At 69.8% G+C, this 24,910-nt stretch carries 21 protein-coding genes and 1 rRNA gene; 8 read left to right on the top strand and 14 right to left on the bottom strand.

The genetic code is table 11. The annotated features are described in order from the left end of the window. Positions 1-22 precede the first annotated feature (22 nt). Together rrf and DVK44_RS14565 are read left to right on the top strand one after the other, a co-directional pair. Positions 23-139, top strand: a 5S ribosomal RNA gene (gene rrf / locus DVK44_RS14570). A 119-nt stretch (positions 140-258) separates the two neighbouring features. Further along, entirely contained in the window at positions 259-834 is a 576-nt protein-coding gene (locus DVK44_RS14565) for a GNAT family N-acetyltransferase (RefSeq protein ID WP_114660070.1), read from the top strand. Here DVK44_RS14565 and DVK44_RS14560 read toward each other — a convergent pair. The 6 genes from DVK44_RS14560 to DVK44_RS14535 all read right to left on the bottom strand — a co-directional run bounded on the left by DVK44_RS14560 (position 831) and on the right by DVK44_RS14535 (position 8,378). Next, entirely contained in the window at positions 831-2,363 is a 1,533-nt protein-coding gene (locus DVK44_RS14560) for a type IV secretory system conjugative DNA transfer family protein (RefSeq protein WP_228447148.1), read from the bottom strand. The genes DVK44_RS14565 and DVK44_RS14560 overlap by 4 nt on opposite strands. Before the next feature lies 1 nt (position 2,364). Continuing rightward, positions 2,365-3,825, bottom strand: a complete 1,461-nt coding sequence (locus DVK44_RS14555; protein WP_114665130.1) for an ATP-binding protein — start codon at positions 3,823-3,825, stop codon at positions 2,365-2,367. 91 nt (positions 3,826-3,916) lie between these two features. Then, positions 3,917-5,470 carry an SCO6880 family protein gene (locus tag DVK44_RS14550; protein WP_114660069.1) on the bottom strand — a complete coding sequence of 518 codons (1,554 nt, stop codon included), beginning with the start codon at positions 5,468-5,470 and terminating at the stop codon, positions 3,917-3,919. Beyond that, positions 5,467-6,777: a hypothetical protein gene (locus tag DVK44_RS14545; RefSeq protein WP_114665129.1), complete on the bottom strand. Its 1,311-nt coding sequence runs from the start codon at positions 6,775-6,777 to the stop codon at positions 5,467-5,469. The genes DVK44_RS14550 and DVK44_RS14545 overlap by 4 nt, the downstream gene beginning before the upstream one ends. Before the next feature lie 139 nt (positions 6,778-6,916). Beyond that, the gene (locus tag DVK44_RS14540) at positions 6,917-7,780 is read right to left on the bottom strand and encodes a hypothetical protein (RefSeq protein ID WP_114660068.1); all 864 of its coding nucleotides are present in this window, start codon (positions 7,778-7,780) and stop codon (positions 6,917-6,919) included. Between the two features lie 289 nt (positions 7,781-8,069). Further along, complete coding sequence (locus DVK44_RS14535; protein WP_030353484.1) at positions 8,070-8,378, bottom strand: hypothetical protein; 309 nt, start codon at positions 8,376-8,378, stop codon at positions 8,070-8,072. A 340-nt stretch (positions 8,379-8,718) separates the two neighbouring features. Here DVK44_RS14535 and DVK44_RS14530 point away from each other — a divergent pair, with 340 nt between their 5' ends. Next, entirely contained in the window at positions 8,719-9,726 is a 1,008-nt protein-coding gene (locus DVK44_RS14530; RefSeq protein WP_114660067.1) for a C40 family peptidase, read from the top strand. Positions 9,727-9,957: 231 nt separating this feature from the next. Beyond that, complete coding sequence (locus DVK44_RS14525; RefSeq protein ID WP_114660066.1) at positions 9,958-10,728, top strand: phosphatase PAP2 family protein; 771 nt, start codon at positions 9,958-9,960, stop codon at positions 10,726-10,728. Between the two features lie 64 nt (positions 10,729-10,792). On the opposite strand, the gene DVK44_RS14520 is transcribed toward DVK44_RS14525, so the two are convergent. The 3 genes from DVK44_RS14520 to DVK44_RS14510 all read right to left on the bottom strand — a co-directional run bounded on the left by DVK44_RS14520 (position 10,793) and on the right by DVK44_RS14510 (position 14,557). After that, positions 10,793-11,428 (bottom strand): sortase domain-containing protein, encoded by a 636-nt coding sequence (locus DVK44_RS14520; RefSeq protein ID WP_228447147.1) that lies wholly within the window; start codon positions 11,426-11,428, stop codon positions 10,793-10,795. Between the two features lie 59 nt (positions 11,429-11,487). Further along, complete coding sequence (locus DVK44_RS36340) at positions 11,488-12,429, bottom strand: COG4315 family predicted lipoprotein (RefSeq protein ID WP_162793828.1); 942 nt, start codon at positions 12,427-12,429, stop codon at positions 11,488-11,490. Positions 12,430-12,901: 472 nt separating this feature from the next. Then, on the bottom strand, positions 12,902-14,557 hold the full coding sequence (locus DVK44_RS14510; protein ID WP_114660064.1) for an IS4 family transposase: 1,656 nt from the start codon (positions 14,555-14,557) through the stop codon (positions 12,902-12,904). 1,486 nt (positions 14,558-16,043) lie between these two features. Between DVK44_RS14510 and DVK44_RS14500 the strand changes: the two genes are divergently transcribed. Beyond that, positions 16,044-16,880, top strand: coding sequence for a hypothetical protein (locus tag DVK44_RS14500; RefSeq protein WP_114660062.1), 837 nt, complete (start codon positions 16,044-16,046; stop codon positions 16,878-16,880). A gap of 450 nt (positions 16,881-17,330) precedes the next feature. Here DVK44_RS14500 and DVK44_RS14490 read toward each other — a convergent pair whose 3' ends face one another. Continuing rightward, complete coding sequence (locus tag DVK44_RS14490; protein WP_114660060.1) at positions 17,331-17,657, bottom strand: metal-sensitive transcriptional regulator; 327 nt, start codon at positions 17,655-17,657, stop codon at positions 17,331-17,333. Between the two features lie 239 nt (positions 17,658-17,896). Between DVK44_RS14490 and DVK44_RS14485 the strand changes: the two genes are divergently transcribed. Further along, positions 17,897-18,517: a DUF47 domain-containing protein gene (locus DVK44_RS14485; RefSeq protein ID WP_114660059.1), complete on the top strand. Its 621-nt coding sequence runs from the start codon at positions 17,897-17,899 to the stop codon at positions 18,515-18,517. A gap of 5 nt (positions 18,518-18,522) precedes the next feature. After that, positions 18,523-19,521 (top strand): inorganic phosphate transporter, encoded by a 999-nt coding sequence (locus DVK44_RS14480; protein ID WP_114660058.1) that lies wholly within the window; start codon positions 18,523-18,525, stop codon positions 19,519-19,521. A 112-nt stretch (positions 19,522-19,633) separates the two neighbouring features. Here DVK44_RS14480 and pstB read toward each other — a convergent pair whose 3' ends face one another. From pstB to pstS, 4 genes are all read right to left on the bottom strand, one after another. Next, positions 19,634-20,410: a phosphate ABC transporter ATP-binding protein PstB gene (gene pstB, locus DVK44_RS14475; RefSeq protein ID WP_114660057.1), complete on the bottom strand. Its 777-nt coding sequence runs from the start codon at positions 20,408-20,410 to the stop codon at positions 19,634-19,636. Positions 20,411-20,440: 30 nt separating this feature from the next. Next, a complete protein-coding gene (gene pstA / locus DVK44_RS14470; protein ID WP_114660056.1) occupies positions 20,441-21,559 on the bottom strand; it encodes a phosphate ABC transporter permease PstA in 1,119 nt (372 codons plus the stop codon). After that, complete coding sequence (pstC, locus tag DVK44_RS14465; RefSeq protein ID WP_114660055.1) at positions 21,556-22,554, bottom strand: phosphate ABC transporter permease subunit PstC; 999 nt, start codon at positions 22,552-22,554, stop codon at positions 21,556-21,558. Before pstC ends, pstA begins: the two co-directional genes overlap by 4 nt. Positions 22,555-22,744: 190 nt before the next feature. Beyond that, a complete protein-coding gene (pstS, locus tag DVK44_RS14460; protein WP_114660054.1) occupies positions 22,745-23,878 on the bottom strand; it encodes a phosphate ABC transporter substrate-binding protein PstS in 1,134 nt (377 codons plus the stop codon). A gap of 357 nt (positions 23,879-24,235) precedes the next feature. On the opposite strand from pstS, the gene DVK44_RS14450 reads away from it, so the two are divergent. Further along, on the top strand, positions 24,236-24,895 hold the full coding sequence (locus DVK44_RS14450) for a LysE family translocator (RefSeq protein WP_114660052.1): 660 nt from the start codon (positions 24,236-24,238) through the stop codon (positions 24,893-24,895). Positions 24,896-24,910 lie beyond the last annotated feature (15 nt).

The raw sequence follows: 24,910 nt of genomic DNA, 5'->3' as shown, positions 1-24,910 counted from the left end.
AGTTTGGTTAACTTCATAGTGTTTCGGTGGTCATTGCGTGAGGGAAACGCCCGGTTACATTCCGAACCCGGAAGCTAAGCCTCACAGCGCCGATGGTACTGCAGGGGGGACCCTGTGGGAGAGTAGGACGCCGCCGAACAATTATTGTGGGAATGCCCTGTACCAGTTATCTGGTACAGGGCATTTTTGCGTTCAGGGCCGGTTTGGTGGGACGGTAACTCGTTTGCGGCCGGCGCGGTCCGTGCGGAGGATCGGTCCATGAGCGATAGCGATAGCGATAACGACAGGGACCACAGAGACCAGGTGATCCGGCCCGTACGGCCCGACGAGTGGGCTCGGGCCAAGGCGCTGCGGCTGGTCGCGCTCCAGGATCCGGCGGCGCCGCTGGCGTTCCTGGAGACGTACGAGGAAGCCGTCGCGCGTACCGACGACTACTGGCGCGAGCGTGCCGCGCGGCCCCATGTGCGGCAGTTCGTGGCAGAGGCTCCTGACGGCGGGTGGATCGGCACGGTGGCCGTCATCGTGGAGGAGGCCGGCGTCAAGGACTTCTTCGGCAACGTGGCCGAGCGGGCGCAGGGGCATCTTGTCGGCGTGTACGTACGTCCTGAGCACCGGGGCACCGGGCTGATCGGTGCGCTGGTCAGGGCGGCTCTCGACTGGGCGTGGTCGGTGGAGGATCCCCGGCTGGACCGCGTACGGCTCTATGTCCATGAAGGCAATCGGCGGGCCCATGCCGCCTATCTGAAGCTCGGCTTCGCCCCCACCGGCGTCGGGGTGCCGGCGGAGGACGATCCGCGGCTGCGCGAGCTGGAGTTGGCGATCGCGCGGCCTTAGCCCGACAGCTCGTGCAGTTCGTGGCGGGGCCAGCGGTCTTTGCCCTGTTGTGGGGAGCGGAGCAGGGCCAGTGTTGGGAGGCCCTGTTGGTCGCCTGTGGCCAGCAGCTCCGGGAGGATCGGGAGTGGGGCCACGGCGGCGATGTCGTCCAGGACGAGGCTCATTGGTGGGTCGAGCCGACCGTCAGATGACCGTGCGGCCATGCGGCGGCCGTGCTCGACCACGTGCGAGGTGAGTGCGGTGAGCAGCGGCATCGCACCCGGGCGGGAGCGCGGATCTTCGATCGGCTCGCCCACCACATAGAGCGTGCCCCCCTCGTTGACAAAGGAATCCAAAGACAGCGAATCAGTTCGGTTCGGTGTGCTGGCGTCCCGGATGTGGACCGACGACAGGGCGCTCAGCGCACGGGCCGTCAGCTCCTGGGCGACCTCACGGCGTTCGGGGTGTGCGGTGAGGGCGGATTCCAGCAGGCCGGCCAGGCCCGAGGCGGCGTTGGGGTGGGTGCGGAGTATCCGTACGGCCTCCTGCGCCCCGCTGCCCTGTGCCCAGCGCAGCACCTGCTTCACCGGTCTGCCGTCCACGGCCGCCGCGTGCAGCCAGCAGCGCAGCAGCGTCTCCGCGGTGTCGGCCATGGTGGCGTCGAGGAGGGCTCTGGGGCGTACGGGGGAGAGCAGGGCGTGGGCCCGGGCCGCCGCCGTGGCGGCGTCCTCGCAGCCGGCGGTCGGGGACCAGCGCAGCCGGGACGGGGTGTCGCAGAGGTGGCCGGGGTCGTACACGAGGACGGGGCCCAGCTTGGCCCTGGCGTCCTTGGTCTCCGTCCACACGGCCGGGTTCGAGGTGACGACGAGCGCCGGGCCCTGGGCGTCGAGGATGGCCTGGACGGCCGTGGGGCGGCGGGTGCGGGGGTCTCCGTACCGTACACGCGGTGAGGGTACGGGGACCGTTGGGGTGGCGGGTTCGGGTTCGGGTACGGGGGTGGGCTCGGGTTCGGGCTCGGGTGGTGGTGGTGTTGGTTTGCTCAGGGGGGTGGGCTTCGGTGGTACGTGTTCCACCGGCGCGTCCTCCTGCGGCTCTGCCCACTGCTCGCGGCGTCGGGCCCGTACCACGCGGTAGCGGGCCGTGACCCCGAGGACGAACACCGTCAGGACGATCAGCACCATCAGCTGGCTGATCAGCAGGCCCCAGAACAGCCCGTATCCCGACAGCGCCGTCGGCGGGGTGTCCGGCCAGGCCGTCGGCAGGTCGTGCGGGGCGGCGGCGAGTTCGCGCATGGCCATCGGCGTACGGGTGAAGGTCACGCCCGGCGGCCAGGAGCCGTGGGTGAACAGGCCCGCCAGGCCGGTCGCCGTCCAGACCAGGAGCGTCAGACCGAGGAGGAAGCCGAGCAGACCGACGAGCAGGCCGTCCGGGATGCCGCCCGAGGTGCCGCCCGGGCCACTGCCCCGGCCGCCGCCGTGATGGGGCCGGCCCCGGGCGTCCCCGCCGTCGTAATCGCCGTGGCTGCCGTAACCGTCGTACCGGGCCGGCATGTCATGCCACCGTCGACTCGGAGGACTCGTCGAACCGGCGCTGCCTCTCCAGCAGGGCCGTCCGCTGCTCCGCCTCCCACTCCGCGGCCCTCATGTCCGCGGGCAGTTCGCCGCCGCCCAGGGCGAAGGCGTCGGCGGCGTCCGAGGCGTTGGACGCGGCGGAGTTCTCCGTCATCGCGCGGTCGGTGAAGACGAGCGGCCGTTCCGCCTCTGTGACCAGGTGTTTGACGACCTGGACATTGCCGTTGACGTCCCAGACGGCGATGCCGGGGGTGAGCGTGGGGATGATCTCGACGGCCCAGCGGGGCAGTCCGAGGACCAGGCCCGTCGCCCGTGCCTCGTCGGCCTTCTGCGCGTAGACCGTACGGGTCGAGGCCATCTTGAGGATCGCCGCCGCTTCCTTGGCCGCCGCTCCGTCGACGACGTCGGAGAGATGGTGGACGACCGCGACGAACGACAGGCCGAGGCGGCGGCCGAACTTCAGCAGCCGCTGGAAGAGCTGGGCCACGAAGGGGGAGTTGATGATGTGCCACGCTTCCTCCACGAGGAAGATGCGCTTCTTGCGGTCGGGGCGGATCCAGGTGTGCTCCAGCCAGACGCCGACGATCGCCATCAGGATCGGCATGGCGATCGAGTTGCGGTCGATGTGCGAGAGGTCGAAGACGATCAGCGGGGCGTCGAGATCGATACCGACGGTCGTCGGCCCGTCGAACATGCCGCGCAGGTCGCCGTCGACCAGCCGGTCCAGCACCAGGGCCACATCGAGGCCCCAGGCCCGTACGTCATCGAGGTCGACGTTCATGGCCTGGGCGGACTCGGGCTCGGGGTGGCGCAGTTGCTCGACGATGTCCATCAGGACCGGCTGGCGGTCGGTGATGGTCTCGTTGACGTACGCGTGGGCGACCTTGAGGGCGAAGCCGGAGCGCTCGTCCAGGCCGTGCCCCATGGCGACTTCGATGATCGTACGGAGCAGGGCGAGCTGGCCGGTCGTGGTGATCGCCGGGTCGAGCGGGTTGAGCCGGATGCCGTGGTCGAGCGCGGCCATCGCGTCCAAGCGGATGGGGGTTATACCCAGCTCCTGGGCGATCAGGTTCCATTCGCCGGCGCCGTCCTCGCCCTGGGCGTCGAGGACGACGACCTGGCGGTCGCGGAAGCGGAGCTGGCGCAGGACGTAGGTCTTCTCCAGCGCCGACTTGCCGTTGCCGGATTCGCCGAGGACCAGCCAGTGGGGGGCGGGCAGCTGCTGTCCGTACAGCTGGAAGGGGTCGTAGATATAGCCCTTGCCGCTGTAGACCTCGCGGCCGATGATGACGCCGGAGTCGCCGAGTCCGGGGGCGGCGGTGGGCAGATAGACGGCCTGGGCCTGGCCCGTGGACGTACGGACCGGGAGACGGGTCGTCTCCACCTTCCCGAAGAGGAAGCCGGTGAAGGCGTCCGTGAGGATGGACAGCGGATCTCGCACCACAGGCCCCTTTCGGTTCTGACGGCGGTTCGGCGGTAGCGGCGGTACGGCGGCGATTCAGCGGTAGTAGGGCGGCGGTACGGCGGCGGAGCTAGCGGCGGATTCCGGTCGCGAACGGCAGGGTGTTCACGAAGGCGCGGTGGTGCTCGCGGTCGCACCACTCCAGCTTCAGATACGACTTGCCGGCCGAGGCCCTGATCGTCCGCTTGTCCCTGGCGAGGCTCTCCGGGGACCTGGAGGACACTGTGATGTACCCGACGAGGTTGACCCCCGCCGCCCCGCTGGCGAGATCTTCACCCCGCTGGTCGAGCCGGCCGTGCGCGGCGATGTCGCGCGGGTCGACGGTGCGGTTCATCTTGGCGGCGCGGCTGGCCTCGGCGTCGTCGTTGGTCTTCTCGGTGAGCATGCGCTCGATGGCGATCTCGGTGGGTTCGAGGTCCATGGTGACGGAGACCGTACGGATCACGTCGGGGGTGTGGACGAGGAGCGGGGCGAGGAAGTTCACGCCGACCGGGGTCATCGGCCACTCCTTGACCCAGGCGGTGGCGTGGCACCAGGGCGCGCGGGTGGACGACTCCCGCGTCTTGGCCTGGAGATACGTCGGTTCCATGGCGTCCAGCTCGGCCGGCCAGGCGTTTCGTTTCGTCATGGCCTGGATGTGGTCGATGGGGTGGTCGGGGTCGTACATGGAGTGCACGAGGGAGGAGAGCCGGCCCTGGCCGAGGGGCTGGCGTACCCGGATGTCGGCCTCGGCGAGCCGGGCGCAGATGTCGGTCAGCTCGCGGGCCATGACGACGGCGAGGCCGGCGTCCCGGTCGAGCTTGCGGGTGCCGGCGGCCTGGCGGGCGGCGCGGGCCATGGCGGAGCCCTCGGCGGCGAGTTCGCGGGTGTAGTGCATGCAGGCGACGAGATACGCGCGGTGCTGCTCGCTGGAGGTGGAGACCATCGACTGGAGCTGGTCGTAGGAGTCCTGGAGCCAGCCGGGTGCCTTGCTGTCGCCGCGCTGGGCGACGTCCTTCTCGTGCGCGTCGGGGTCGGCGGGCAGGGTGCGGGCGAGCATCTGGAGGCGGGTGACGAAGCCGTCCCCGTTGGCGACGTGCTTGAGGAGGGTGCCGAAGCGGTCGACAAGCGCCTCCTGGTCCTCGCTGTCGCGCAGGCCGACGCCGGGGCCCTCGATCTCGATGGCGGCGGTGACGGTGCGGCGGTCGGCGTGGAGGAGGACGGCGATCTCGTCGGGGCCGAAGGGGGCGGCGAGCCAGTTGATCCGGCCGATGCCGGGGGGCGGGCCGATCTCGACCTCGCGGCCGTCGGAGCGGGTGCCCGCCTCCATGACGGCGGAGCGGTAGGTGGTGCCTTGGCGCAGCGTGCGCTTATAACTGCGATTGATTTCAAACCACTTGTAGAACGTGCGCTGCTTGTACGGGACGTACACGGCGGCGAGGCCGAGCATCGGGAAGCCGGTCAGCGTCACGATCCGCAGGGAGAGGACGGGGACGAGGAGACCGCACATCATGCCGACGAAGGCGCCGGCGATGATCAGGGCGATCTCGCCGGTTTCACGGTTCTTGCCGACGATCGCGTTCGGCCGGGCGCGGCCGATCAGATACGTACGGCGGGGCGCGATCGGATGGGACTGGGTTGTCAACGCCCGCCACCTCCTGTGCTGTTGTTGCCGGTGCCGGAACCGCGTGAGCTGTGCGGGGTGCCGCTGGTCGGGCTGCTGTTACGGGGCGGAGGGGCGGCGGAGGGGACAGGTCCGCCGCCGCTGCCGCCCCCGGATGTGGAGCCGCGCGAGCTGTGCGCGGCGACGCCGCCGGCGAGGGCGTTGCCGGGCCGGGCGCCGCCTCCGCCACCGCCTCCGCTGTCGCTCTGTCCGCCGCCGCGGCTGCTGTGCGTCTTGATGCCCTGGGAGACGAGGGCGGCGGGGGAGCTGATCATGGCGGCGGCCTGGGCGCCGTCGGTGGCCTGCTTGCGGTTGGTACGGGAGGCGGCGATCTCGTCGCCGAAGCCCGGTACGAAGCGGTAGATCATCGCGGAGGCGAAGATGGCGAGCAGGATGATCGAGAGGCCGGAGACGACGGCCGAGAGGGCGTCGGGGCCTTCGTCGGCGGAGAGCGCGCCGGCGAGGCCGAGGACGATCACGATGACCGGTTTGACCATGATGACGGCGATCATGATGCCGGCCCAGCGGCGGACGTGGCCCCACATGTTCTTGTCGACGAGCCCGGCGTAGACGACGGTGCCGAGGAGGGCGCCGACGTACAGGAGGGCGGCCCGGATCACCAGCTCCAGCCAGAGGACTCCGGCGGCGAGGATCGAGACAAGGGAGACGACGATCAGCATGATGGGGCCGCCGCCGATGCTGTCGCCCTTCTTGAGCGCCTCGGCGAAGCCGCCGAAGAAGACGTCGGTCTGGCCGCCGGTGGCGGAGGAGACGACCTCGGTGACGCTGTCGGTGGCGGAGACGACGGTGTAGAGGATCAGCGGGGTGAAGGCGGAGGCGAGGACGGTCAGCCAGAGGAAGCCGATGGCCTCGGAGAGCGCGGTGGTGAGCGGTACGCCGCGGATGGCGCGCTTGGCGACGGCCAGCAGCCAGAGGACGAGGGTGAGGATTGTGGAGGCGGCGAAGACGACGGCGTACTGGCGGAGGAAGGACGGGTTGGTGAAGTCGACGTTCGCGGTCTCCTTCACGGCGGCGCTGAGCTTGCCGACGATCCAGTACGCGGCGTCGGCGCAGCCCCGGGCGAGGGAGGCGAGGGGGTCGGCGGCGTCGAGGGTGCTGGTGTTCGTACCGCCACCGTTGGTGCCGGCCTTGGCGCCGTCCTCGCAGTAGTCCCTGGCGAGGCCCTGGATCAGCTCGCAGGGGTTCTCGCCGGCGCTCGCGGAGGGTGAGGGGGTGGGCGAGCCGGGGTCGGCTGTGGGCGTCGGTTCGGCGGCGGCTCGGGTGGCCAGTGTGACGATCAGCGCGGAGGCGCCCGCGAGGGACAGCGGGAGGCGCGCGGTGAGCGAGGACGCGCGGGGAAGGCGCGCGCGCAAGCCGTGGTGACGGGATGTCCGTGGCGCGTCCGATGTCCGTGGAGCGTCCGTCTGGCTACCGGGCATAGGTGAAGCCTCCGTATCCCTGCACAGCCTGGGCGATGTCGTCCGCGGAGGAGGCCCGGTTGCCGCTGCTGACCGGCGTGGGTCCCTGGGTCTGGCTCGACGAGGAGATCTTCCAGTCCCCGTCGATCCAGCGGAGCTGTTCGGTGAGGGTGAACCAGCTCTCGGTCACCGGCTTCGTGGAGCCCTCGCCGGCCAGGCCCACCAGTCCGGTGGACCACACCTCGACGGTGGCGGCGTCGGCGCTGATCTTGGTGACCTTCGTACCGATGGGGACGGTTCTGGAGATGAAGGTGAGGCCCTGGGGCGGCGAACCGTCCTTGCCGAGCCCGATGTTCTCCAGGAACGCGGGCGAGTAGGCCCGGTCCAGGTCGCTGAGCAGGCCGTCGGCCTTCGCGGGGTCGTGGGTGGCCCGGATGATGGTGTCCCGTCCCGCGGCGTCGAACATGCCGTCCGAGCCCAGCGCGACCGCGTAGTTGGCCGCCGCGCTGGCCGCGCCCTGTTCGGTGCGGGCGAAACCGGAGGGGATCGTGCCGGTCTTGCCGGTGACGGGTTTGACGCCGGAGGCCGCGGTCGGGTCGGCGGCTCCCGCGCCGTTGGCGGAGCGGGTCGTGGCGCCGCCGGCGGTGTCGCTCTGGCCGCTGCGGTTCGCGAAGGCGAGGGCGGCGATGAGGAGCACCACGACGCCCACGACCGTGATGATGGAGCGGGAGGGCCGGGGCGGCCGGCGGGGGCCGTCGTAGGGGTCGCCGGTTCTGCCGTCGGGCAGGCGGGTACGGGTCTGGCCCGTACCGCCGAAACGGTCGTCCTTACGGCCGGGATCCCCGCCGTAGCCGTGGTCGTCGCCGAAGCTCATGCCGCGTACGCCCCCTCAGCCGTGTGCCGGTCCGCGTTGCCTGCGATGCCCGCGTAGTACGACGGTAGCCGTGCTGGTTGCCGCGCGGGCGCGGTGTGGTGACTCGACATCAGGGACATCAGGGAGACGCAACCTCAGCCGTTGGGCGCGACGGACGGGTGGTGTTGAGGGGGACAGGGGTGGGGGACGGGAGGCGCGGGGCCGGAGGTACGGACCCGGAGGTACGGCCCGGAGGTGCGGGCCGCGGCGCGGGGTGCGGCGCGGGCTGTGGTGCGCGCTGGTGCGGGCGCTAAACGGCCATGCCGTACACGATCGTGAAGAGCGTGCCCAGCGAGCCGATGATGAAGACTCCGGTCAGCCCGGCGACGATCAGACCCTTGCCCTGCTCGGCGCTGAACGTGTCCCGCAGCGCCGTCGCTCCGATCCGCTGTTTCGCCGCGCCCCAGATCGCGATGCCGAGGCAGAGCAGGATGGCCACGGCCATCACCACCTCGATCATGATGCGGGCCTCGTTCCCCAGAGTTCCGAAAGGCCCCCAGTTCGGTGCGATGCCACCGATGATGGTGGTGATGTCGCCCTTCTCGGCCGCCAGGTACATGTAACTCACCGCCCCTGTTGGGTCGTTCTCGCCCGCGCCCCCATGGCACGGGTCACGCTCTATCTTCGCTGATGGATCCGGCCACGTATGCCGCTTGGCTGCTCTCTTTACCCGATCCCCGCACGTATGACCGACGTCGATGCGCTGACCTGGTACGGATCGGATATACGGGGACGCGTATGGTTACTCTGTGTATCACGGTGCGTGACTTTGGGCAATGACTGTCGTTGTTACACCTTTACGGTCACGCGGTCACCTCTTCGGGTTCGGGCCCTGTCGCGCCTACACTGGCGGGCGGCGGTGGCCCTGACGCGGAGGGTGTTTGACGGTGCGTAAGGCAATGGTGGTCGTGGCCGCTGTCGGCGGGCTGGGGATGAGTTTCGTCGCCCTGCTCGTCATCGGGACGTACTCCGCCGCCGCCGGTCTGGCCGGTGCCGCCGGGCAGAGCGTGGGGCTGGCGAAGGGGGCCGTGCCGGCGCGGTACCAGCCGCTGGTGAAGCAGTGGGGGAACCTCTGTCCCGCCATCAACCCCGCCCTGCTGGCCGCGCAGCTCTACCAGGAGAGCGGCTGGAACCCCACCGCGCAGAGTCCGGCCAACGCCAAGGGCATCGCGCAGTTCATCCCGGGGACATGGGCGGCGCACGCCGTCGACGGCAACAACGACGGCGTGAAGGACATCTGGGACCCGGAGGACGCGATCCCGTCCGCCGCCTCGTACGACTGCGAACTGGCCGGGTACGTCAAGAATGTGCCGGGCGATCCGACCAGCAACATGCTCGCCGCGTACAACGCGGGGGCGTACGCCGTCATCAAGTACGGGGGCGTGCCGCCGTACCGCGAGACGCAGAACTACGTGAAGATCATCCGCACCCTGGAGCAGAGCTTCGCGGCCCCCGTCGGACGCGTGGCGCCCTCGAAGCAGGCAGCCAGCGCCATCCACTTCGCGCAGCAGAAGCTCGGGACGCCCTATCTGTGGGGCGGGAACGGCACGGCGGACCAGGGAGGACGGTTCGACTGCTCCGGGCTGACCCAGGCCGCGTACCGGACGGTCGGGATCGAGCTGCCTCGGGTGGCGAACGATCAGTACAACGCGGGTGCGCATCCTTCGCGGGACGAACTGCTTCCCGGTGACCTTGTCTTCTTCTCCGACGATCTCACTAATTCACGTTTGATCCGGCACGTGGGCATCTATGTCGGCGGCGGCTATATGATCAACGCGCCCTTTACGGGAGCGGTCATTCGCTTCGACAAGATCGACACTCCGGACTATTTCGGGGCCACCCGAGTGACCGAAGATGGCGCCAAATCGCTGCCCACCGCCCTTCCCGAGAACCGGCCGGAAGCCTGACCCGCAACTATGTGTCACTCTTCGATAACGGCATGGTGATCTTTCGGTAGCGGCTGGAACGCGGGCGGCGTGTGGCCCGTTCCATGGACGAAGGCTGCGGTATGGATCACGCAGCATGTTTACGCAACATGTTTACGCAGCATTTTCCGTACCGACCACGGGTGTTGGCGGAGGCGACGCACGCGGAAGTGTGCCGCGCGCGGGAGAGACAGAGACAAGGGGCCGCGGCAGATGGCTGGACTCGTACTGGATGGGTCGAACCCTGATGTCAGCCTGCTCTATGACATCAACGGGCTGGCCAAGGACGCCCCGTCGTGGTTCGACCGCGCCATGGAGTTCACCGGCGAGTACGGGATCATGATCGCGCTGGTCCTGCTCGTGCTCTGCGCCTGGTGGAGCGTGCGCCGGGCCGGTTCCGCCGAGGACTCGGTGACCGGCGTCGCCGGGCTGCTGTGGGCGCCGCTGGCCGCGGGCGTCGCGCTGCTGGTCAACATCCCGATCCGGGGGTTCGTGGAGCGGCCGAGACCCTTCGTCGACCACAAGGGCCTGGAGGTCCTGGTGACGGGGAAGACCGACTACTCGTTCGTCAGCGACCACGCGACCATGGCGATGGCCATCGGCGTCGGCGTCTTCATCGTCCACCGGAAGCTCGGCCTCGCCGCGCTCGGGCTCGCGCTCCTCGAAGGCTTCAGCCGCGTCTACCTGGGCGTGCACTACCCGACCGACGTCATTGGCGGCTTCGCGCTCGGCACGGCGGTCACGCTGCTGCTCACGCCTCTGGCGCTCGCCCTGCTCACCCCGCTGGTCTCGGCGGTCGCGCGCTCGTCACGGCTCGCACCGCTCGTACGGTCGAAGTCCGCGCGCGAGGCGGACCGGGGGTCGGCGGGCGGGGGTGCGGGCGCGGGCGCGGGTACTGGCGGGGGTGCGGGCGCGCTGGGCGGCGGTACGCGACCGCTGGGGATCCCGGAGCCGCGGCCGGACGACAACAACTTGGCGGCGTGACGCGGTGACGCGGTGACGGCTGGGTTCTGGGGCTGAGGGGGCGCCGCTATGGGATCTGCGGGGTTTACGGGATTGCCGTGGCGCTGACCACGACGTTCGAGTCCCAGTGGCCGCGGGCGTCGATCACCCCGCCACAGGTGATCAGCCGCAGCTGCGGGGTGGGTGACGGGCCGTAGACCCGCTCGGTGGGGAAGCGTTCCGTGCGGTACGTGTCCACCGCCGTCACCCGGAACCCCACTCGCCGCCGGTCTCCCAGCTCCACGTCGACCCGGTCGCCGGGGCGCAGCCGGCCGAGCCGGGCGAAGACGGCGTTCTTGATGTTGTCCCGGCCGTTGCGTACGGGGGCGGTGCCCGGGTTGGCCGGGGCGTCGCGGTGGCCGACGAGCACGGCGGGCCCCGGCTCGCCGGGGCGGGGACCGCCCGCGTACCAGCCGACCCGCATCGCGTGCCGGAAGCCCGGCGCGTCCAGCTCGCCTCCGGCACCGAGCGCGAGCGGCAGCACGCCGGCGTTCACGCCGAGCACCGGGATGCGCAGCCGTACGGGCGCGGAGGCCGCGTCGGGGACGCGGACGACGCGGGGTTCGGCGGGGGCCGCGGGTATCCGGGGGCGGGGGTCGGGGGCCTGGAGCGCGAGTGGGAGCAGGCGCAGGTGCAGGAGTACGGCGGCCACGGCGCACAGGACGGCCGCGACGAAGAGCACGGTGACCGCTGCCCGGGTCGCCCGGTCCGGCCGGGTCGGGCGGTCCGGGCGGGTCGCGGTCAGTGCTCCCCGCCTGTCGCGCGCCGTTGGAGCCGGCGTACCAGCAGGATCGTCCCGGCGGACGCGGCGGCGGTGGCGCCGATGGCGAGGGCGAGCTGGGCGGCGGCCGAGCGACCGGGCGGCGGCGCGGCCGTCGCGGCGGCCGCCGGGTGGTCCGCGCCACCGCGGGCCGCGCCGGAGGGGGTGACCTTGAGGGCACCGACGGTGGCGGGGGATGGCGGGGGCGTCGGGGTAGCCGGGGTAGCCGGGGGTGCTGAGGGCGGGGATGGCTTTGACGTGCTGGTCTTCGGTTTTGGCTTCGGCTTTGGTTTTGGCGAGGGTGTGGGGGTGGGGGTTGGTGTCTGTGTCGGGGGCCGTGTTGGGGTCCGTGTCGGCGTTGGCGTCGGTTTGGGTTTTGGCCTCGATGTCGACGACGCGGTCTCCGCCGCCGAGACCGCGGGCGCGACCGCCGTACCGTGCGCCGAGACCAGACTGAAGCCCGGCACATGCTGGCCCTCGGGGCGGTGCGGCCGGTCGTCGCGGAAGTAGTACAGCGGATGTGTGCCGAACACGACCTGCCGTTCGGTGCTGCCCACCGCGCTCAACGGGGTCACCGAGATCGGCGCGGTGACGCCCCGCGCCCGCGCCGGGCGGCCGGTCGCGGCCGGCCAGGTCACCGCGCAGGCGCCCGTGCACCCGGGCTGATTGGGCGCGTCGGCCTGCCGCAGATAGAGCGCGTTGCCGTTCTTGTCCGCCAGGACCCGGCCCATCGCGGTGTCGATGAGCGTCAGCTCACCGGGATCGGTCGGCCGAGTGACGGCTGCGGCGCGCTCGACGGTGGCGACGGTGAGGGCGAGAAGGAGCAGGGCGACCGTGACGAGCGCGGCGGGCGTGGCGGCTGTGGCGGCTTTGGCAGGTGTGGTGCGTGCGGTTATCCGGCGGACGGGTCCGGTTCGGTGCATGGGTACGCCCTTGCGAGTCGGGTCGGTGCCCCCCTGACGCGGTTGCTACGTACAGGCCACCGCCCGCCGCTCCACACGGCCACTTCAGCGTGTCGTACGGGTTAAGCACGGACGCGGGCACCCGCGCCGGGCCGACCTGACGCAGGGGCGCTTTTCAGCCATGCGGGCGGACGGGCGGGCCCTGCGGGGCTGCGCGGCAGAGGAGTGGGGCTGCCGTGGTCGTCTCGGCGGCTGACGGCCGCCGGTTGGTTGAGACTCATGCGCCGCTGGGCGCTGTGGTGTTGCTGTCTGCGGGTCAGTACCAAGAGGTAGACCGGGGTGTGCGGTGGTGAGGTGCTGGGTGCTTGGTGCGGGGTGGGCCGCCCCTCCTCCTGTCAGTGTCGCGCCTCCAGGGGAGGTGTAAAGGGCGCTCCTTCGTCGCGTCGGCTGCGCCGACTCCGCTGCGCTCCGCCCTTGACACAAGGCCGTGAAGTTAAGGGTTTGTGGTGTTGGTTGTGGGTGGTGGGGGTGTGTAGATGCCGTGGGCGATTTTGTGGAGGAAGCCTTTGGTGACCCATTGGGTGAGTTGGGTGACCAGGGTTCCGGAGGAGCCTTGGTAGTTGATGGCGCGGGTGATTTCTTTGGGGGTCCAGGTGTGGTCGGGGTTGTTGTGTATGGCGTTGATGATCTGGTCGAGGCGGGTGGGGCGGCGTGGTGGGGCGGGGGGTGTGGTGGGTGGTGGGGCGGGGTTGCCGGGGTGGTGGATGGTGAGGGTGATCTCGGTGACGGGGGTGCTGCGGGCGGGGCGTCCGGTTTGGGGGGCTGTGTGGTAGCGGGAGATGGGGGATTTGACTTTGCGGGTGCTGGTCCGGGGCCGTCGTGGGGGGAGGGGGTGTGCGAGCAGGGTGCGGTGGATGCTGTCCGGGGGGCTGTGGGTGCCGGGGCCGGTGTCGGGGCCGGGGCTGGTGGTGGTGGGGGTGATTCCGGTGGCGTTGATGACGGAGAGCTGGGCGGCTTCCAGTGCGCGGGTGAAGCTCATCCGGTCGGGGTCGAGTCCGGTGGTGGCCGCGGCGTCGGTCATGGCGGTCCGCAGGAGTTGGTAGACGGTCAGCAGGGCCCACATTTCCTGGCGGATTCCGTCGGGGGTGCCGGAGGACAGGACGCGTCCTTTCATCAGGGTGTGGCGCAGGGCGAGGTAGGTGACTTCGATCTCCCAGCGTTCGTGGTAGAGGGCGAGGAGGCGTTCTGCCGGGTCGGGGCCCTCGTCGAGGAGGTTGGTGGCCAGGCGGTAGTTGCTGGTCCAGTGGGTGCCGTCGGCGCAGGTGGTGGTGATGGACGCTTCGATGACGCGGACTGTGAGGTGTCCCAGGCGGGTGAGGTAGGAGCCGTCGGGCAGGCGTTGTTCGATGGTTGGTCTGCGGGCGGATTTGAGGCGGATGAGGAAGGCCGCGCCGGTGGCGTCGGTCTGGGCGAGGAAGTCGTTTCCGTCGAAGCCGCGGTCGGCGAGCAGCAGCATGCTGGTGTCCAGGAGAGGCAGCAGGCTGTGTGCGTAGTGGCGTTCGCCGTGGCGCAGGGAGCCGAACCCGGCTCCGATGATGCTGCGGGTGCCGGTCTCCACCAGTGTCATCAGCATCAGGCTCGGGTAGCCGGCCCAGCCCACCGCGTGGCGGATTTTCTCCAGCCAGCGGCGGTTGCAGGGCAGGTCCCGTACTTTGATGGACGAGCAGCCGTCGAAGGCCACGACGCGTCGTCCCCGGTAGAAGGAACCCGGGGTGGAGCCCGGGATCGCGAGCGGGCCCGAGACCGCGGTGAACAGTGCTTTGACAGGCTCGGTTCCCACCCGGTGGCGTAAGCCTGCCAGGGCTGTCACCGAGGGCATGGGCACCTCCGCGACATGGGCCAGTCCCGCGGTCAGCCGGTTCCACCCGGCACGGTATCCGCATCCGAACAATGCCAGCGCGAGTACCCAGTACACGCCCACCCGCGTGGGCAGGTCCCGCCGGCGCTGCCCCAGCCGGCCGGCCTCCTCCAACACCTCATCGACAGCCGCGAAGGGCAGGTACGGCGTCAATTCGCCCAGATGTCCGGGTGCGTACTTCCCCGGAGCGACAGTGATAGCACGCGAATACGTCACAGTGGCAGACTGCATGTCCAACAGAGCTCCTGCCGTGAGGAATCGGTCTCGACAACCACCTCAACGACCAGGAGCTCTGTCCGTACCTCCCCCACCCCACCCCGTAACCACCACCACAAACCCTTAACTTCACGGCCTTGGCCCTTGACACCTCCCCTTCCGGCGCGTGTACGGGAGAGGGGGGGCGGCCGGGGGGAGGGGGCCCGGGGGGTGGTGCCGTGCTGCCACTCGGCTCAGGGGCTGGCGGGCGGGTGGGCCCTGCGGGGCGCGCGGCAGAGGAATGGGGTGACTCGGCCCCGTCTCGGCGGCTGACGGTCCGCTGTTTGCTGAGACTCAAGCCCCGCTGGTCACCGGGTGTGGGTTGTGGGGTTGCTGGGACGTGAGTGGCGGCAAGTGGGTCCCTGAAGGCCGTCCATGCGTCGTGGAGTGCTCCTAACGCACCTGAGGACACATGTGCCGCCCGAGGAGACCTCCAACGGGTCGCCAAACCGCCCCATATGGGACATGCGTGCTGGGGTGGGTGGCCCGAGGGTCCGGCCGGGCAGCGGGGGCCGTCCAGCGGTGCGGGAAAGTGCCTACCGGGGCGCGGGTGACGGCGCGTGGGCCCCTGAGGGTCGTCCATGCGTCCTGGAGGGCCGCTAATGCACCTGAGGACACATGTGCCGTCCGAGGGGACCCCCAACAGGCCACCAAACCACCCCATATGGGGCAAGTTAGCAAGGGGGCGGCCCGCAGACCCGAACCGGACAGCAGGACCCGTCCGCCTTCCGGGCGCCACAGCGCATCGGTGACCAGCGGGGCTTGTGTCTCAGCCGACAGCGGACGGTTGGCCGCTGAGCCGGTGTGGGGCCGCCCCATTCCTCTGCTGCGTAGCCCCGCAGGGCCCACCCGCCTGCCAGCCCCTGAGCCGAGTGGCAGTACGGCACCACCCCTTGGGCCCCCTCCCCCCGGCCGCCCCCCCTCTCCCGTACACGCGCCGGAAGGGGAGGTGTCAAGGGCGGAGCGCAGCGGAGTCGGCGCAGCCGACGCGACGGAGGAGCGCCCTTTACACCTCCCCTGGAGGCGCGACACTGGCAGGAGGAGGGGCGGCCCGGCAGGCACCAAGCGCCCAGCACCTCGCCCCCGTACACCCCGCTCTACCTCTTGGTTCTGACCCGCAGCCGACGGCCCTACGCCGCCGGTGCCGCCGACGGCTGTGGGTGGGTTGCTGCGTCTGTGCGGGCCAGGTCGCGGGATCTTCGGGCGGGGCCTGACCAGCCGCAGGAGCAGCGGGCCAGGCAGAACGAGCCGCGTTCGAACGTTGATGTCAGGTGGGACGGCTCCGCGCTGCCTGGGGCGTCGGTGTCTTGCTCGCTCACGTTTCCACCGTACCCGCGGACCCCGTGTCCGGTTCCGGCGTGACGGTGCGCGCGGGGCGTCGTTATGCGCAGTGGGTGGGGACAGCAGGTGCGGGACAGCGGGTCGGTTCGGGCAAGCGCGGTGGGCGTTGGGGGTTGGCACGGTGGTGGCGCGGCAGCACAGACGTGGAGGCGCGGCGTTCGCGGCCATGGCCGTGGCGGGGGTGGTTGCCACGGCCGGCGGTTGCGCGGGCGGGGATGGTGGAGGGGGTGCGCCGGCGGACGAGCGGCCGGGCCGGGAGGCCGATGTCGTACGGAAGGCGGCGGACGTCCTGCTCGCCGCGGGCAGCTCCAAGGCCAGTACGTCGATGGAGATGGCGGCCGGCGGGACCCGGGTGACCATCAGGGGCGAGGGCGGGTACGACTTCGGGCGGCGGATGGGGAAGCTGCGGGTCGTGCTGCCCGAGGATCCCTCGGGCGCGGACGAGCACCGGCCCATCACGGAGCTGCTGTCGCCCGACGCTCTCTATATGAAGAATCGCGGTGCCGGCGTCCCGGACGACAAGTGGGTCCGGATCGACTCGACGGCCCTGGACGACGGGAATCTGGTCACGGGCGGGGTGACGGATCCGCTGACCGCCGCCGAGCTGCTGCGTACGGCCACGGATGTGACGTTCGTCGCGGAGCAGGACCTGGCCGGGACCCGGGTGCGGCACTACCGGGGTGTGGCGGACATCGTGCGGGCGGGCCGGCAGGCGTCTCCGTACGCCCGTGCGGCGCTGACCTCGGCGGCGAAAGGGTTCGCCAAGGCGGCGGTGCCGTTCGACGCGTATCTGGACGATGCCGGGCGGCTGCGCAAGGTGCGCCACCGGTTCAGCTACGTCAACCAGGGACGTACGGTCGAGGTCGCGTCCACGACGCTCCTGTATGCCTTCGGCGAGCCGGTCACGGTCACGCTGCCGCCGAGCGGTGACATCTACGAGGGCGAGATCGGGACCTGAGCCGTACGGCTGACCTCTTTCTCCGTTTTTCGGCCTCTTTGCCCTCTCCTCGGGCCCGTTTCGCTGCCGATTCGCGCCCGATCCGGGGCCGTAACAGCCGATGGTCTAGCCGGAAAATGGTCCGGACGTGCCATGCGCGGTGTGTATCGCTCTCCCTACGCTAGGGCTTGCTCGTCGATACCGGCTGGAAGAGGTGATTGCCCGTGGCTCTGTTGCGCACGCCGACCGTCCATGACCATGTGGCGCTCGCCGAGATCGAGTGGTGCGGGGAGCTGATGATCGCCGCGTCGGCCACGGACGGCGAACGGCTCAGCCCGGACCGTATCGACGAGGTGCTGAACGTACGGCGCGAGCGCGGAGGCGCGGGCGTCGGAGTGGGTGTTGGAGCCGGCGTCGGAGTCGGTGGCGGTGGAGTCGGTACGCGGGAACGTGACCGGGACCGCGACGACGTCAGGTGCGCAGGAGCCGGGCGATCGCCTTCGTCGCCTCCTCCACCTTCGCGTCGATCTCCGCGCCGCCCTTGACCGCCGCGTCCGCCACGCAGTGGCGCAAATGCTCCTCCAGCAGCTGGAGCGCGAAGGACTGAAGGGCCTTGGTGGAGGCGGAGACCTGCGTCAGTATGTCGATGCAGTACACATCCTCGTCCACCAGCCGCTGGAGCCCCCGGATCTGGCCCTCGATCCGGCGCAGCCGCTTGAGGTGCTCGTCCTTCTGTTTGTGGTAGCCGTGCACGGTCGCGGCGGGGGCCGTCGAGCCGGCCGCGTCGGTGGTCGTCATCGCGTCCTCCCGGGGTGGTGAGTGCTGGATGGGATGGATGTGCCGGAGTGTGCTGGGGCGTGCTCCATAAAAGGGGTATATACCCCACCTGGGTATATGGTACCCGTCTGTGAGCCTTGGGGCAGGGCCCTGTCTCATGACCTTGCCCCATGAGTGACACTGGGACAGCCGGTTAGCAGTGGCCGGATGATGCGCTTAGCATCACCCCTGACCGATTCCATGTAACCCGAGGACCCCAGGTGCGCTTTCGTCTGACCCCCAGGGAGACGAGCTTCTACGACATGTTCGCCGCGTCCGCGGACAACATCGTCACGGGCTCCAAGCTCCTTATGGAACTCCTCGGCGCGGATTCCTCCGCCCGGGCCGAGATCGCGGAGCGGATGAGGGCGGCCGAGCACGCGGGAGACGACGCGACGCACGCGATCTTCCATCAGCTCAATTCCTCCTTCATCACGCCGTTCGACCGTGAGGACATCTACAGCCTCGCGTCCCAGCTCGACGACATCATGGATTACATGGAGGAGGCCGTCGATCTCGTCGTCCTCTACAACATCGAAGAACTCCCCATGGGTGTCGAGCAGCAGATCGAGGTGCTCGCCCGGGCCGCCGAGCTGACCGCCGAGGCCATGCCGCACCTGCGGACGATGAGCAATCTGACCGAGTACTGGATCGAGGTCAACCGTCTGGAGAACCAGGCCGACCAGATCCACCGCAAGCTGCTGGCCCACCTCTTCAACGGTAAGTACGACGCGATGGAGGTGCTCAAGCTCAAGCAGATCGTCGACGTGCTTGAAGAGGCCGCCGACGCGTTCGAACACGTCGCGAACACGGTGGAGACCATCGCGGTCAAGGAGTCCTGAACCACGTGGACACCTTCGCACTGATCGTGACCATCGGTGTCGCGCTCGGCTTCACGTACACCAACGGCTTCCACGACTCCGCGAACGCGATCGCGACGTCGGTCTCCACCCGGGCCCTCACCCCGCGTGCCGCCCTCGCGATGGCCGCGGTCATGAACCTCGCCGGCGCGTTTCTGGGCCAGGGCGTCGCCAAGACCGTCAGCGAAGGGCTGATCGCCACCCCGCACGGCTCGCGGGGGATGGGCATCCTGTTCGCCGCGCTGGTCGGCGCGATCGTCTGGAACCTGGTCACCTGGTACTTCGGGCTGCCGTCCTCGTCCTCCCACGCGCTGTTCGGCGGGATGGTGGGCGCGGCGCTCGCGGGCGGAACGGAGGTGATCTGGTCCGGCGTGCTGGAGAAGATCGTCATCCCGATGTTCCTCTCGCCGTTCATCGGGCTGCTCTTCGGCTATCTGGTGATGGTCGGGATCATGTGGATCTTCCGCCGTACCAACCCGCACAAGGCCAAGCGCGGCTTCCGTATAGCGCAGACGGTGTCGGCGGCGGGCATGGCGCTCGGCCATGGCCTCCAGGACGCGCAGAAGACCATGGGCATCGTGGTGATGGCGCTGGTCATCGCCGATGTGGAGGGCCAGGGCGACGAGATCCCGATCTGGGTGAAGGTCAGCTGCGCGGTGATGCTGTCGCTCGGTACGTACGCGGGCGGCTGGCGCATCATGCGGACGCTGGGCCGGAAGATCATCGAGCTGGACCCGCCGCAGGGGTTCGCGGCGGAGACGACCGGCGCGACCATCATGTTCGGCTCGGCGTTCCTGTTCCACGCGCCGATCTCGACGACTCATGTGATCACCTCGGCGATCATGGGGGTCGGGGCGACGAAGCGCGTGAAGGCCGTGCGCTGGGGGATCGCCAAGAACATCATTCTGGGCTGGTTCATCACGATGCCGGCCGCCGCGCTGGTGGCGGCGCTGAGCTTCTGGATCGTGAATCTGGCCTTCGGCTGACCGCCGACCGCCTGAGGTTGATACGAAAAGTGGGCCCGCCCCCTGGGAGAGGGGGCGGGCCCTTCGCCTTGCGGTGGCACCGCCATGCAGCACCGCAGGACGTCGTTGCGCCTTACCCGAAGCGGCCGGAGATGTAGTCCTCCGTGGCCTGTACGGACGGGTTGGCGAAGATCCGTTCGGTCTCGTCGATCTCGACGAGCTTGCCGGGCTGGCCGACGGCGGCCAGGTTGAAGAAGGCCGTACGGTCCGAGACGCGCGCGGCCTGCTGCATGTTGTGGGTCACGATGACGATGGTGAAGCGTTCCTTCAGCTCACCGATCAGGTCCTCGATCGCGAGCGTCGAGATCGGGTCGAGCGCCGAGCACGGCTCGTCCATCAGCAGCACCTCCGGCTCGACCGCGATCGCGCGGGCGATGCACAGGCGCTGCTGCTGGCCGCCGGAGAGGCCGGAGCCGGGCTTGTTCAGGCGGTCCTTGACCTCGTTCCAGAGGTTGGCGCCCTTGAGGGACTTCTCCACGACGTCCGACAGCTCGGACTTGCGGGCGAGGCCGTTCAGCCGCAGGCCGGCCGCGACATTGTCGAAGATCGACATGGTGGGGAACGGGTTCGGGCGCTGGAAGACCATGCCGACCGTACGGCGCACCGCGACCGGGTCGACATTCGCGCCGTACAGGTTCTGGTCGTCCAGCAGCACCTTGCCCTCGACGCGGCCACCGGGGGTGACCTCGTGCATCCGGTTCAGGGTGCGCAGGAAGGTGGATTTGCCGCAGCCGGACGGGCCGATGAAGGCCGTCACGGAGCGGGGCTCCACGGTCATCGAGATGTCGTCGATGGCCCGGTGGGAGCCGTAGAAGGCGGTCAGTCCGCTGACGTCGATTCGCTTGGCCATGATGGGGAAACCACTGTCTCTTTCGGGGCCTCAGCGGCCGGACTTCGGGGCCTTCCAGCGGGCTATACCGCGGGCCACCAGATTGAGGATCATGACGAACGCGATCAGGACCAGGGCCGCTGCCCAGGCCCGGTCGATCGCCGCCACCTCGCCGACCTTGTACTGCTCGTAAATGTAGAACGGCAGTGACGACTGGGCACCCTCGAAGGGGTTCGCGTTGATCAGCTGGCTGCCGAAGACCAGCAGGATGATCGGCGCGGTCTCACCGGCGATACGCGCGATGGCGAGCATGACGCCGGTGGTGATACCGCCGATCGCGGTCGGCAGGACGACCTTGAGGATCATGCGCCACTTCGGTACGCCGAGCGCGAGCGCGGACTCGCGCAGCTCGTTCGGGACGAGCTTGAGCATCTCCTCGGTGGAGCGCACCACGACCGGGATCATCAGGATGGTCAGCGCGAGCGAGCCCATCAGACCGGACGGCTGGGTGTTGGTCATCAGCATGAGCGACAGGATGAACAGACCCGCGACGATGGACGGGATACCGGTCATGACGTCGACGAAGAACGTGACGGCCTTGGCCAGCGCGCCCTTGCCGTACTCCACCAGGTAGACGGCGGTGAGCAGTCCGAGCGGTACGGAGATGACGGTGGCGATGCCGACCTGCTCCAGCGTGCCGAGCAGCGCGTGGTAGACGCCGCCGCCCTGCTCGGAGCCGAGCACCCCGGCCATCGAGTGGGTCAGGAAGTTCAGGTCGAGGGCCTTCACCCCGCGGCTGATGGTCGTCCAGAGCAGCGAGAAGAGCGGGATGACGGCGAGGACGAAGCACACCCAGACGACGCTGGTGGCGAGCCGGTCCTTGGCCTGGCGCTGGTTCTCGACCGCGGTCGTCACACCGTACGAGATGGCGAGGAACGCCACGACGGCGATCAGGCCCCACTGGACCTTGCTGTCGAGCCCGGCGCCGGCGCCGATGCCCGAGCCGATCAGGACCGCGAGGACGGCGAAGCCCATGGGGGCCCAGCGCGGCAGGCTGCGCTGGCTGAGGTCGCCGTTGCCGCCGCTGCCCCGGCCGCCGCGCCCACCGCGGCCGTGGCCGCCGGGCGGGTCCACGGGGGCCGGCTGGTCCGTTATGGCTGTGTGGCTCATGCGTTGGCCCCCGAGTACTCCTTGCGGCGCGCGATGATCAGCCGGGCCGCGCTGTTGACCAGCAGGGTGAGGATGAAGAGGACGAGGCCGGAGGCGATCAGGGCGTCCCGCCCGAGCGGGTTGGCCTCGTCGAACTTCGCCGCGATGTTCTGGGCGAAGGTGCCGCCGCCCGGGTCGAGCAGGTGGAGCGAGATCAGGTAGTTCGGGGAGAGGACGGTGGCCACGGCCATCGTCTCGCCGAGCGCGCGGCCGAGCCCGAGCATCGAGGCGGAGATGACACCGGAGCGTCCGAAGGGCAGGACGGAGAGCCGGATCACCTCCCAGCGGGTCGCGCCGAGCGCGAGCGCGGCTTCCTCGTTCATGCGCGGGACCTGGAGGAAGACCTCGCGGCTGACGCTGGTGACGATCGGCAGGATCATGATCGCCAGCAGGATGCCGACGGTGAGCATGTTGCGGGCCACGCCGGGCTGGGTCTGGTCGAAGATGTACGTCCACGAGAAGTACTGGTCGAGCCAGATGTTGAGACCGCCGAGGTACGGCACGAGGACGAGGGCGCCCCAGATGCCGTAGATGATGCTCGGCACGGCGGCGAGCAGATCGACGACGTACGCGAGGGGCGCGGCGAGCCTGCGCGGCGCGTAGTGCGAGATGAACAGGGCGATGCCGACAGCGATCGGAACCGCGATGACCATCGCGATGATCGAGCTGACGACCGTACCGAAGAGCAGGACGGCGATGCCGAAGACCGGAGGGTTCCCGGAGGGGTTCCAGTCGAACGTGGTGAGGAAGTTGCCGTGGTCCTGGGAGATGGCGTTGGCGGCGCGGTAGGTCAGGAACCCCGCGATCGACGCCATGATGACGAGCAGCAGAATGCCGGACCCGCTGGAGAGGCCGGCGAAGATCTTGTCGCCCGCGCGGCCGGTGGAGCTGCTGGAGCGGCCGGCGGGGGGAGCCGGCGGGGCCGGCGGCGTGTCTATCGGTGTGGTGGAAGCCATGTCTTTCCGGTCTGTGTGGGGGAGCGGGGCTCCCCTGGCGGCGGTGCACCGGATGGGGGTGGGGGGTTCGTGTTGCTTGTGTTGTGTTTTAAGAGGTGTGGCGGCCGGTCCGGGCCCGAGGGGCGCCGGACCGGCCGCTGTGGAGCGTGGTGCTGTCGGGCCTCAGCCCTCAGCCCTCAGCCCGTAGCCCTTAGCTCAGGGAGGCGACCGTCTCCTGGACCTTCTTGTTGATCTCCTCGGGGATCGGCGCGTAGCCGGCCTCGGAGAGCACCTTCTGGCCGTCCGCGCTGGCGGTGTAGGTCAGGAAGGACTTGACCGTGGCGAGGGTGGCGGGGTTGTTGCCCTTGTCGCAGGCGATCTCGTACGTCACGAGGACGATCGGGTAGGCGCCGTCGGCCTTGGTGGTGTAGTCGAGGTCCAGCGCCAGGTCGTTGCCGGTGCCCTTGATCTTGGCGGCGGCGATGGCCTTGGACGCGTTCTCCGAGGTGGCCTCGACGGGGGCGCTGGCGCCCGTGTCCAGCTTGACGGTGGAGATGCTCTGCGAGGTGGCGTACGACAGCTCGAAGTAACCGATGGAGCCGTCGACCTGCTTCACCTGGGTGGCGACGCCTGACGAACCGGAGGCCGCCTGGCCGCCCGGGGCCGGCCACTTCTTCTCGGGCTCGTACTTCCAGTCCGAGGCGGCGGTGGCGCTCAGGTACTTGCCGAGGTTCTGGGTGGTGCCGGAGTCCTCGGAGCGGTGGAACGCCTGGATCGGCTTGTTGGGGAGCTTGGCGTCGGGGTTGAGCTTCTTGATCGCCGCGTCGTCCCAGTTCTTGATCTTGCTGTCGAAGATCTTGGCGAGCGTGGGAGCGTCGAGGACCAGGCTGTCCACGCCCTCCAGGTGGTAACCGATCGCGATGGGGCCGCCGACCATCGGCAGGTTGATGCCCTGGCCGCCGTCCTTGCAGACCTTCTTCGAGTCGGCGACCTCTTCGGGCTTGAGCGCCGAGTCGGAGCCGGCGAAGCCGACGGTGCCCTGGTTGAACGCGACGATGCCCTCGCCGGAGGACGACGACTTGTAGTTGACCTGGACACCGGAACAGGTGGCCATGTAGTTCTTCACCCAGAGGTCCATGGCGTTCTTCTGCGCGCTGGAACCGGAAGCGAGCAGCTGCCCCTTGGCGTCCTTGCAGACCGCGCTCGTAGCGGTGTCGGACTTCGTGGGTGTGCTGGAAGCGTCAGTGTTGTCGTCCGATCCGCACGCCGTGAGAACCAGGGCGCCGGAGACGGCGAGGGCACCGAGCGCGGTGGCGCGCAGCCCGTTCTTGCGCAGAAGCTTCACTTCGGGTGTTCCTTCCAGGAGCCGCCGGGGGTCTCTCGTTGTACGGCGGCGTGCGAGGTGGTGGCGGGCGTGGCGGTCTGCCACGCACCGTGTAAGGCCGAAATTAGGCAGAACAGGTGAAGCCGTCGACGGGTGCGAGTGAACGGAAGGTGAACCGTGGCGGGCGGCCCGGTGCGGGCTCGCCTCCCGGCGGGGGGACGTGGGGGCGCGCGGGGCGGGGGCGGGGGTATCGCCGCAGGTGGGCGGGGGTACGGGGGTGCGCGGGCTTGACGGGCGGCGGGCGCGGGGCCTGGGCAGGGGGCGGGCTGCCTGGGAAGTGGCGGGCGTGGGCCGGGGGGATTACGTAGATTGCCGTGCATGGAAATAACCACCGCACTGTGGTCCTTCGCGCTGGTCGTCGGGCTGCTCACCCTGACCCCGGGTCTCGATACGGCCCTGGTCCTCCGCACCTCGGCGCTGGGCCGCCGGCACCGGGCGTGGGGCGTGGTCCTCGGTATCCAGACGGGCACCCTGATCTGGGGCGCGCTCACCTCGCTGGGGGTGACGGCGCTGCTCACGGCGTCGCACGTGGCGTACGAGACGCTGCGCTGGGCGGGTGCCGCGTATCTGCTGTGGATGGGCGGCCGCATGATCGTCGACACCTGGCGCGGGCGCGCGGAGGGGGCGGCGGGATCGGATGGGGCGGCGGGCGATGACGGCCTGGCGCTGGCCGGAAAGGACACCGTGGCCGGGGGCTGGCAGCAGGGCACGCTGACCAATCTGCTCAACCCGAAGGTCGGCGTCTTCTACGTCGCCGTTCTCCCTCAGTTCATCCCCGCCGGCGCGCCCCACTTCACGATGGGGCTGCTGCTGACCTCCGTACACATCCTGCTGGGGCTGGTCTGGTCGCTGGCGCTGATCTCCTTCGCGCGCGTCCTGCGTACGTGGCTCCAGCAGCCCCGGGCCCGCCGCGTGCTGGACCGTGTCACCGGCACGGTCGTCGCGGCGTTCGGGCTGCGGTTGGCGCTGAGCGACTGAGCGGGCGGGGCGCCC

Source organism: Streptomyces paludis, from assembly GCF_003344965.1.
GTDB lineage: Bacteria > Actinomycetota > Actinomycetes > Streptomycetales > Streptomycetaceae > Streptomyces > Streptomyces paludis.
Note: the sequence above shows the minus strand (reverse complement) of the source record. Positions and strands in the feature narration are given on the sequence as shown.

Coding starts and splice junctions, on each gene's coding strand:
- pstA (WP_114660056.1), bottom strand. CDS start 21,559: ATGAGCCACACAGCCATAACGGACCAGCCGGCCCCCGTGGACCCGCCC.
- DVK44_RS14525 (WP_114660066.1), top strand. CDS start 9,958: ATGGCTGGACTCGTACTGGATGGGTCGAACCCTGATGTCAGCCTGCTC.
- DVK44_RS14565 (WP_114660070.1), top strand. CDS start 259: ATGAGCGATAGCGATAGCGATAACGACAGGGACCACAGAGACCAGGTG.
- pstB (WP_114660057.1), bottom strand. CDS start 20,410: ATGGCCAAGCGAATCGACGTCAGCGGACTGACCGCCTTCTACGGCTCC.
- DVK44_RS14450 (WP_114660052.1), top strand. CDS start 24,236: ATGGAAATAACCACCGCACTGTGGTCCTTCGCGCTGGTCGTCGGGCTG.
- DVK44_RS14535 (WP_030353484.1), bottom strand. CDS start 8,378: ATGTACCTGGCGGCCGAGAAGGGCGACATCACCACCATCATCGGTGGC.
- DVK44_RS14530 (WP_114660067.1), top strand. CDS start 8,719: ATGGTGGTCGTGGCCGCTGTCGGCGGGCTGGGGATGAGTTTCGTCGCC.
- DVK44_RS14540 (WP_114660068.1), bottom strand. CDS start 7,780: ATGAGCTTCGGCGACGACCACGGCTACGGCGGGGATCCCGGCCGTAAG.
- pstC (WP_114660055.1), bottom strand. CDS start 22,554: ATGGCTTCCACCACACCGATAGACACGCCGCCGGCCCCGCCGGCTCCC.
- DVK44_RS14490 (WP_114660060.1), bottom strand. CDS start 17,657: ATGACGACCACCGACGCGGCCGGCTCGACGGCCCCCGCCGCGACCGTG.
- DVK44_RS14510 (WP_114660064.1), bottom strand. CDS start 14,557: ATGCAGTCTGCCACTGTGACGTATTCGCGTGCTATCACTGTCGCTCCG.
- DVK44_RS36340 (WP_162793828.1), bottom strand. CDS start 12,429: ATGCACCGAACCGGACCCGTCCGCCGGATAACCGCACGCACCACACCT.
- DVK44_RS14560 (WP_228447148.1), bottom strand. CDS start 2,363: ATGCCGGCCCGGTACGACGGTTACGGCAGCCACGGCGATTACGACGGC.